The sequence below is a fragment of the Polaromonas sp. P3_C2 genome (assembly GCF_056402675.1).
Window position 1 is genome coordinate 1 of the sequence record NZ_JBFUGX010000107.1, and the last position, 8654, is coordinate 8654.

General features: G+C 61.0%; 6 protein-coding genes. 4 read left to right on the forward strand and 2 right to left on the reverse strand.

The window, feature by feature from the left end:
- Positions 1-79: 79 nt before the first annotated feature.
- Together AC1DWI_RS06765 and apaG are read right to left on the reverse strand one after the other, a co-directional pair.
- On the reverse strand, positions 80-2041 hold the full coding sequence (locus AC1DWI_RS06765) for a site-specific recombinase (RefSeq protein WP_457282303.1): 1962 nt from the start codon (positions 2039-2041) through the stop codon (positions 80-82).
- Positions 2042-2062: 21 nt separating this feature from the next.
- Entirely contained in the window at positions 2063-2458 is a 396-nt protein-coding gene (apaG, locus tag AC1DWI_RS06770) for a Co2+/Mg2+ efflux protein ApaG (protein ID WP_457282449.1), read from the reverse strand.
- A 98-nt stretch (positions 2459-2556) separates the two neighbouring features.
- On the opposite strand from apaG, the gene rpe reads away from it, so the two are divergent.
- The 4 genes from rpe to AC1DWI_RS06790 all read left to right on the forward strand — a co-directional run bounded on the left by rpe (position 2557) and on the right by AC1DWI_RS06790 (position 8379).
- Positions 2557-3252 (forward strand): ribulose-phosphate 3-epimerase, encoded by a 696-nt coding sequence (gene rpe / locus AC1DWI_RS06775; RefSeq protein ID WP_457282302.1) that lies wholly within the window; start codon positions 2557-2559, stop codon positions 3250-3252.
- Between the two features lie 97 nt (positions 3253-3349).
- A complete protein-coding gene (locus AC1DWI_RS06780; protein ID WP_477670717.1) occupies positions 3350-4930 on the forward strand; it encodes an adenylate/guanylate cyclase domain-containing protein in 1581 nt (526 codons plus the stop codon).
- A 125-nt stretch (positions 4931-5055) separates the two neighbouring features.
- Positions 5056-5808 (forward strand): response regulator, encoded by a 753-nt coding sequence (locus tag AC1DWI_RS06785; RefSeq protein ID WP_477670718.1) that lies wholly within the window; start codon positions 5056-5058, stop codon positions 5806-5808.
- A gap of 42 nt (positions 5809-5850) precedes the next feature.
- Positions 5851-8379, forward strand: coding sequence for a PAS domain S-box protein (locus tag AC1DWI_RS06790; protein ID WP_477724576.1), 2529 nt, complete (start codon positions 5851-5853; stop codon positions 8377-8379).
- Positions 8380-8654: the final 275 nt, after the last annotated feature.

Consider the following 8654-nt stretch of genomic DNA (forward strand, 5'->3'; position numbering starts at 1 on the left):
CTTTGCCAGACCGCAGGCGCCGCCCCCTCGAGGGGGGAACAGGCTACACGCAGTGAGCCTGGACGGGGGGGCTGCTTGTTTAGGGCATGAAGAAGCTGCGCGGGTGGCTGCGCAGGCGTGCCCAGATGGCGATGCGTATGCGGGCCCGGTCCAGGTTGCTCACGTTGTGCGCCTGCAGGGCCAGACGAAACGCCAGGTAAAAACTCACACCGAGGTTGAGCGCGCCTATCAGGGGAATGGCAAGGATGCAGGACCAGATTTGCCAGTGCCGGAATGCTTCGAGCCCGAGAGAGGCGCCGGCCGCCGCCAGTTGTCCGGTTGACAGGGTGACGTGGCGGGCCTGGAGTTCAAGCCCGAAGAAACCGGTGAAGGCCGGTATGAGRCCGAGCATGAAACCCAGTGCGATGTTGGACGCGAAACCCGAAATGTTGTCGCGCATGAAGCCGGACCAGCGCGCAGCGCGCTCGCCGCCCAGCACGGAAGTGATGCGCGGGTTGTGGCGCATCGCCGAGTCAAGATGATGCAGTACAAACCAGTTCTCGGTCCAGCCCCCGATCATGCTGGCTGCGAACAGGATGCCGCCGGTGAACCCGGCCCACAGCAGGGCGGGGCCCATCACGGTGAGGGTTTCCAGCACGTGGTGCGCGTCGGCGACGCTGATCATGGGCCGGCCCAGAACGACCTGGATCAGCGTGTTGACGAGCAGCACGGCCGGAACGACCATGAATACATTGCCGCACACCGCCGCAACTTGCGAACGCACCAGGTGTGTCACCTCGTCGACAAACGCTTCAATGGGGCCGGTCGTATCGACCGAACCGATGTCCTTGAGCTTGGCCGCCATCGCCGGTGCGGTCATGGCAGGCTGTTTGGTGGCCAATGTGAAATGCAGCAGCTGGATGACAACAAAGCTGCCGGCATAGACGACGCTGGACCAGAAGCCGCCCCAGAAGGCAGAAAGACCAACGGCGACGACCATGAATTTCAGGAGCGTGGTGAAAGCGGTGATCGCTCCGCCGCCCATGGCCTTGCCCAGCATTTCGCGGTATTCCTCGCGGGTACGGGTGATGTAGGTTTCCCCGGTCTCTGCGCTGCGCTCAGCCATCTTGGCCGACAGCAGCGTGGAGTTGGCGCTGATCAGCGCGCCTATGCTTTTGCTCTCCTGCGCCGTGATGACGCGGCGCGTCAGCAGTTTCAGCGCAGCCATGCCGGGTTTGGCCGAAAGCAGGGCGTCCAGCAGTTCGCGCACGCGCAGGATGCGTTCGCGTAACTGGCGCAGGCGAAACACCATGCCGACGGAGATGCCGTGGTCTTCAAGGTGCACGTAAATGCTGTTGACGGCCTGGCGGCAGGCGTCCAGTCGCTCACGGTACTGTGCGATGGCGGATTGCAGCTGGGCTTCGTTCCGGTCAGGCTTGAAGAACGCGTTGCGCAGCTCGTCAATATCAGCGGGCAGGGCATGGAAGGCCCGGGCGTGTGGCGTGGCGCGGTTCATGCGCAGCCGCAGCTCCGGCGCAAAACCGGTGGCGCGAATCTGCGCAGTGCAATACGTCAGGGCGTCCATCAGGCTGTATTGCCAGTGCAGTGCATCCAGCTTTGGGCTGGCCGACAGCAGCTGCGTCAGGCGGCTGATCTGGGCATCTTCCAGTGCGCCCATCCACTGGGCATCGAAGCGCGTGGGAGCGACCAGCGGGAAAAGCTCCGAAGCATCGGTGGTTTCGGGTGTTCCGGGAAGCAGCTTGCGACGCAGGCGTTCGGCCAGCTCGCTGACAAACGCCGTGCGCGGAGCAAAGCCGAAGTCGGCCAGCAAGGTGGTGATGTCAACGGTCTGCATCAGCGTTTGCCACCAGGCTTGCAGCCGTGTGCGCACTTCGGGCTGCATCTCCACGGCGTCCATCAACGCCTGTACCCGTGACACGGCCGCAGGCACGGAAGTCTGGTCGCCGCGAATCCACTCGAAAAGCTTGATCAGCCAGACATGGCGCTGGGCCAGGTCGGCGTCGGGGTCGAGCGCCTTCAGGAGGGAAGCAAGATCCTTCATCAGCCGGTCAAACCCATCCGTTCAGTGCAGCACCCGGCCGTGCGGGGCGCTGCCGTTGTGTGCTTCCAGAACGAACATGGCAATGGGTACGTCAAAACGTTCGCCATCTTCGGCCACACAAAAATAGCTGCCGTGCATGGTGCCGGTGGGCGTGCGCAGGCGTGATCCGCTGGTGTACTGGAAGGACTCACCCGGCTTGAGCAGCGGCTGGTGGCCCACAACGCCAAGCCCTTTGACCTCCTCGTTGTGACCGTTGGCGTCGCTGATGATCCAGTGGCGGGAAATCAGCTGGGCGGTCACGTCCCCGGTGTTGGTCACCGTGACGGTGTAGGAAAACCCGTAGATGTGGTCTTCCGGGGCCGACTGGTCAGGCTGGTATTGCGGAACGACTTCGCAGGAGAACTGGTATTTGGGCATGGCAGGTAAACGGTTGGCGCCCATGTTAACCGCCTGCCAGGGAGCCTGTCATGCGTGCGGGCATGACGCGGCGGCGGCTTGCTGCGACAATCCCTGCCATGCCTAAAAACACGCCGCCCACCTACCGGATCGCCCCCTCCATTTTGTCCGCCGACTTCGCCCGCCTGGGTGACGAGATCAAGGCCGTGATTGCCGCGGGAGCCGACTGGATCCACTTCGACGTTATGGACAACCACTATGTGCCCAACCTGACGTTTGGACCGATGATTTGCCAGGCGCTCAAGCCCCATGCAAAAAAAGCCGATGGCACGGCCGTGCCGGTGGATGTGCACCTGATGGTGCAGCCCGTCGATGCGCTGGCTGCAGCCTTTGCCGATGCAGGCGCCGACTTCATCAGTTTTCATCCCGAGGCGTCGGGCCACGTGCACCGCAGCGTGCAGGCCATCAAGGCAAAAGGCTGCAAGGCGGGGCTGGTGTTCAATCCGGCTTCTCCGCTGGATGTGCTGGACTGGGTGATTGAGGATATTGATCTCATCCTGATCATGAGCGTCAATCCCGGCTTTGGCGGACAAAGCTTTATTGACTCCGCGCTGCGCAAAATAGAAGATGCGAGAAAACGCATTGACGCTTCGGGAAAAGACATTCGCCTGGAAGTCGATGGGGGCATCAAGACCGACAATATCGCGCGCGTGGCATCGGCCGGTGCCGATACCTTTGTCGCGGGCAGTGCGATTTTCGGGAAACCCGACTACAGGGCGGTGATTGACGCCATGCGGGTGGAGCTGGTGAAATAAGGCAGACTGCAACGATGCAGACCCCTGTCTCCCATATCTCTCTGCCCGAAAACCGGTAGGGCCGCAACTGGCCCGGCATTCATGGAAGAGCCGCATCATGACTGAACCTGTGAAGCCGCTGGTTGGTGAGGCGCCCTCCGCGCGGAGGGCCCGCATCCTGGTGGTGGACGATACCGAGGACATACGTTATTTCCTCGCGACGCTGCTGCAGGACCGGTATGAGGTGACTGCCGCTGCGTCGGGCGAGGAGGGCCTGCAGGCGGCAATTTCGGGGGTACGCCCAGAGATCATCCTGCTGGATGTGATGATGCCCGGCATGGACGGCTACGAGGTGATGCGGCAACTGGCAGGCGATCCGCGCACGGCTGATATCCCGGTGATCTTCCTGACGGCGCTTGCCAGCGTGGAGGAGGAGCAATATGGGCTGGACCTGGGGGCCACCGACTACATCACCAAGCCCGTCAGCCCGCCCATCCTGTTGGCGCGCGTCAGGATGCATCTTGAACGCAGCGCGAATGCCAAGCGCCTGAAGACCCTGTCAGAACAACTGTCGCGTTACCTGGCACCGCAGGTCTACCAGTCCCTCTTTGACGGGTCGCGCCAGGCCGAAATCGAGACGCAGCGCAAATGGCTTACGGTGTTTTTTTCGGACATCAAGAACTTCACCGAATCGACCGGTAAATGGCAGCCCGAAGAAGTTACGTTCCTGCTGAACAGCTATTTTGAAGAGATGTCGCAAATCGCGGCCGACTATGGCGCCACGCTGGACAAATTCATTGGCGATGCCATCGTGATTTTTTTCGGGGACCCGCACACCCTTGGCCGGCAGCAGGATGCCGTGCAGTGCGTCCGGATGGCGGTGGCCATGCTGGTGCGGCTTGACGAGCTCCAGGTGCGGTGGAAAACGATGGGCATCGACAAGGCGTTTGAAATACGCATCGGCATTCATTCCGGGTTTTGCGATGTCGGAAATTTCGGCAGCAAGCTGCGCATGGACTACACCATCATTGGCCGGGAGGTGAACCTTGCCGCGCGGCTTGAGCAGGCCGCAGAGCCCGGCCAGATGCTGATCTCCCGTGAAACCCATGCACTGGTCCAGGCGGAAATCCAGGCCGAAGCGCGGCCTGCCGTCACGGCCAAGGGATTTGCGGAGCCCATTCCGGTTTATGCTGTGCTGAAACCGGCGCGCTTGCCGCAGGCTGTTGCGACAGCGACCCCGCCAACGTTGCAGCCGCCGCCGCGGGATACCGTCAAAACGCCGGGTACGGGAATTCCCATGGCGGATGCCGCAGACGCCACGTTGCCTGAGAGCATTGCCGGCCTGGATCTCAGCGTCGGCCTGACCCGCGCAATGGGGATGAAGGGGTTCTACCTGTCGATGCTGCGCCGCTACCTCGACGGCCGACGGGATACTCCCCGGCACATTCGCGAAGCGCTGGATGCGGGCGACCTGAAGAATGCCGAACTGCTCAGCCATTCCCTGCGGGGCGTTTCGGCCCAGATCGGCGCCATTAGCGTGCCGGCGGATGCGGCTGCGCTTGAGCAGGCCATCAATGAGGGCCTGCCGCGCAAAAGTCTGGATGAATTGTTGGGGAAACTGGAGTTATCCCTGGGCGAGCTGATTGCCGCGCTGCAGTCAGGGTTACCACCGACGGATCCGGCCCCCACAGGCCCTTAGCGAGCGATCCATGAGGGGCCGGGCCTGCAGGTGTATCGTTTCCTTACATCGCAAGCCACTAGAATCAGAATGCATTCAGGCTCATGCCACGACTGTTACCCGTTACCCGCGAAAGGACATCCACAGTGCATCCAAACAACGTATATGCGGTTACACCCAAAGGTCAACAGGAACTGCGCAGTGCCGCCACTTCGATTTCGCAGCCTGAGATTGAATTGCTGGTGCGCCTTGATGGCATTCTGACGGTTGCGCAGATCCGGCAGAGCATGGGTGAAGCAGGCAGTGCCACAGTAGACGGCACGCTCGATCTGCTCTATGCCAAGGGGCTTGTGGAAATGGTTCAGCCCGATCCGTTTGCGGCCTCGCTTCAACTCCACCTCAGCCCGTTGGCCCTGACAGCGGCGGGCGCGGAAGCCGACTCCTGTGCGGCCACGCTCAAGAAGTCCAATTACTATGTGCGTATTGCGCGCAAACGCGGAGCACCCCGTGCCCGCGCAGCTGGCGAGCGCCTGTCAGTCGTTATCGTGGACGACGAGGAGCACCTCGCCAAATTCCTGCAAAGTTATCTGACGTTCGAGGGGTTCGACGTTCGCACGGCCGGTTCCCGTGCCGAAATCGTGGCGGAATTTCGCAAGCAGCCGATTCCCGATCTGGTGCTTCTGGACGTGATGCTTCCGGATGCGGACGGCTTCGACATCCTGCTGCGGATTCGCTCCCATCCCGTGCTCAAGGACGTTCCGGTCATCATGCTGACCGCCAAGGCAACGCGGGAGTCCGTGCTGAAGGGCCTGGCGGGTGGTGCCGACGGGTATGTCACCAAGCCTGTAGAGACGGAATCACTGATTCAGGCAGTCCGTACCGTGCTGGGCACCCAATAGCGCGCCTTTGCGGCGAACAGGCCTGAAGAAGCTCCAAGCGCCATGAAAATGCCCTTTCGCTCAAGCACCAACGTGGCCCTGTGTGCCGGAATGGTGCTGATCGCCCTGAGTATTGCGGCATCCTATGTCACCATCAATTCGCTGATCAGCGATGCGCAGAGTGAAAGCGAAGCGCGGGAAAAGGCGCTCGTTCTCCAGCGCGTGGTTTCTGGATTCAAGGCGACGGAATCCCTGCAGCGGCGTTATTTGCTGACCAATGCCTCCAGCGACCTGGCTGACTACCGGCAGTCCCTTGCACAGATCCAGCAGGCGCTCGAAAGCATGCGGACCAGCCAGGATGTTGTGACCTCCACTGCAGATTGGCTTGCACTGAAAGATGCGATCACGCGAACGGTCGGCGTGATGGAACAGACCGTCACGGCACGCCAGCAATCCGGCCTGGAAGCCGCTATAGCCCTCGTGGGTGGCCCCCTGAACCGCCAGCTCCATGATGAAATCGAGATCCTGGTTGGCCGTATCAAGGGGGGTGAAGAATCAGCCCTTGAACGCACCAAGGCCGAAACCCGCCAGACCGCCCAAACCGTCAAGCAGCTGATCCTTATGGGCGGACTGCTGTCGCTCAGCATATTTGGCTGGGCGATCCAGAGGATTCTCCGGACGCAGGAAAAGCGCCGCCGTGCTGAGACGCAGCTTTTGGACAGCGAAGCCATGAGCCGGGCCGTGACCGAGAGCATGGCCGAAGGGCTGGTCACGGCGACGGGGGAAGGCTTGATCGTCCACGCGAACAGCGCAGCGCGTCATCTTTTTGGTTACCGGCTCGAAGACCTGGTTGGCCAGGAAGTCACCATGCTGCTGCCAACGCGGTACCGCATGGGGTTCAGTGCCTTTTTCTCCGGGCTGGGCGGCCGCCAGCGCGGCTTCCGGGAGTGGGACGTGAAGATCCTGGGCCAGCGCCACGACGGGACCGAATTCCCCGTCAATGTGTCCTTTGGCGATGTCAATGTGAGCGGAAAGCGGCTTTTCACGGCCATCATTCATGACATCTCCGAGAGCGTGCGCATCACTGAAGCCCTTCGCAACAGCGAGGAGCAATTACGCCAGCTGACCGATACCGTTCCGGCCCTGATTGCCTATATCGACGGAGAGCAGCGCTTTCAATTCCATAACCGCGCCTACGAAGAAGCGTTTGGGTTGAAAGCCGAACAAATCGAGAACCGGCCGATGCAGGAAGTGCTGGGGGCTGAGCTGTATGACCAGGTCAGGGTGCATGTACGCGAAGCACTTTCCGGTTACTCGGTGCGTCATGAGTTCGAGTATGTGACAGCCGGCGGCGACCGCCGCGAGTACGTCATGAACTACTTTCCCAGATATGGTGAAGGGGACGAGCAGGACATGGTTATCGGGTTTTCATCGCTGGGAACGGACGTCACCGAGCTCAAGCGTATCGACCGCATGAAAACCGAATTTGTTTCAACCGTCAGCCATGAGCTGCGCACGCCGCTGACGTCAATACGCGGGTCATTGGGACTGGTATGGGGCGGTGTGGCCGGCGAAATTCCGGAAAAAGCCAAAAACCTCGTAGGTATTGCCCAAAGCAATTGCGAGCGGCTGATCCGGCTGATCAATGACATTCTCGACAGCGAGAAAATCGAATCAGGGAAGATGCGTTTCGAGCTGCAGGCGCAGGAGCTTGAGCCATTGCTGGAGCGGGCCCTGGCAGACAACGAGGGCTTTGCCGCCCAGCATGGCGTCAAGCTGGCCCTGCATAAAGCCGAAAATTCCCTGCAGGTCTGTGTTGACAGCGACCGGTTGATCCAGGTGGTGACCAACCTGTTGTCCAATGCCATCAAGTTTTCTCCTCCGGAGGGGACGGTCGATGTGACTGTGCGCAAGCGTGGCCGTCGCGCCCGGGTGGAGATCTCCGATAAGGGCCCCGGGATTCCCGACGAATTCCGGCAGCGCATTTTCCAGAAGTTCTCGCAGGCCGACTCCTCCGACACCCGCCAGAAAGGCGGGACCGGACTTGGCCTGAGCATTTCCAAAGMCATTCTTGAGCGCATGGAAGGCAACATCGGTTTCACGACCGAGAGCAATGCGGGAACCACGTTTTACTTTGATTTGCCCGAATGGCGCGAAGCACCCCCTGTCACCGCACCGGTGGGGCTGTATGCACGTCCCCGCGTGCTGGTGTGCGAGGACGACCCGGATGTCGCCAAGCTTATCGGCATGATCATGGACAAGGGCGGGTACGACGCGGACATGGCGCATACCGCGGACCAGGCACGCGACTACCTCAAGATGGAGACGTATGCCGCCATGACGATGGATATCAAGCTGCCTTATGAAAACGGCCTCACCGTTGTTCGTGAGCTGCGCGCCAACAAGCGCACCGCCACGCTACCGGTGCTGGTCTTGTCGGTTATCGCTGCAGAGGCCCGGCAGCATGCCGAAAACCAGTCGCTCGGCGTCTCGGAGTGGCTTGAAAAGCCGCTGGATGAGCAGCGCTTGCTGAAGTGCATCAAGCGCGCCATCAAAAGCCGCTCCAACGGGAAACGCGGGGGCGTTCTTTGATGGCACCGGCGCTGTGCCGTCTGGACTGCGATCTGGAATGAGGAAATAAGTACCTGCAAATCGAGGCTTTGAGCGGTTAATGCAGATTTTGCGGAGATGAGGTTCCGCCGGTGTTGTTGCAGTCCTCACCCCTCAGTATCTGGTCCGGCAGAAATTCGTCATTTGTCACCGGGCTTGGCCATGAGAGAGAGATCATCTCCAGTCTGCCCACCAAAGCCCCGCTTCGCAAGCTGCATCAGCAGCCGCCGGCCCTTGGCATCCGTCGTCCGCCAGGC

Bases quoted from the DNA above. Each gene is read 5' to 3' on its own strand.
- apaG (WP_457282449.1), bottom strand. From the start codon at position 2,458: ATGCCCAAATACCAGTTCTCCTGCGAAGTCGTTCCGCAATACCAGCCT.
- AC1DWI_RS06780 (WP_477670717.1), top strand. From the start codon at position 3,350: ATGACTGAACCTGTGAAGCCGCTGGTTGGTGAGGCGCCCTCCGCGCGG.
- rpe (WP_457282302.1), top strand. From the start codon at position 2,557: ATGCCTAAAAACACGCCGCCCACCTACCGGATCGCCCCCTCCATTTTG.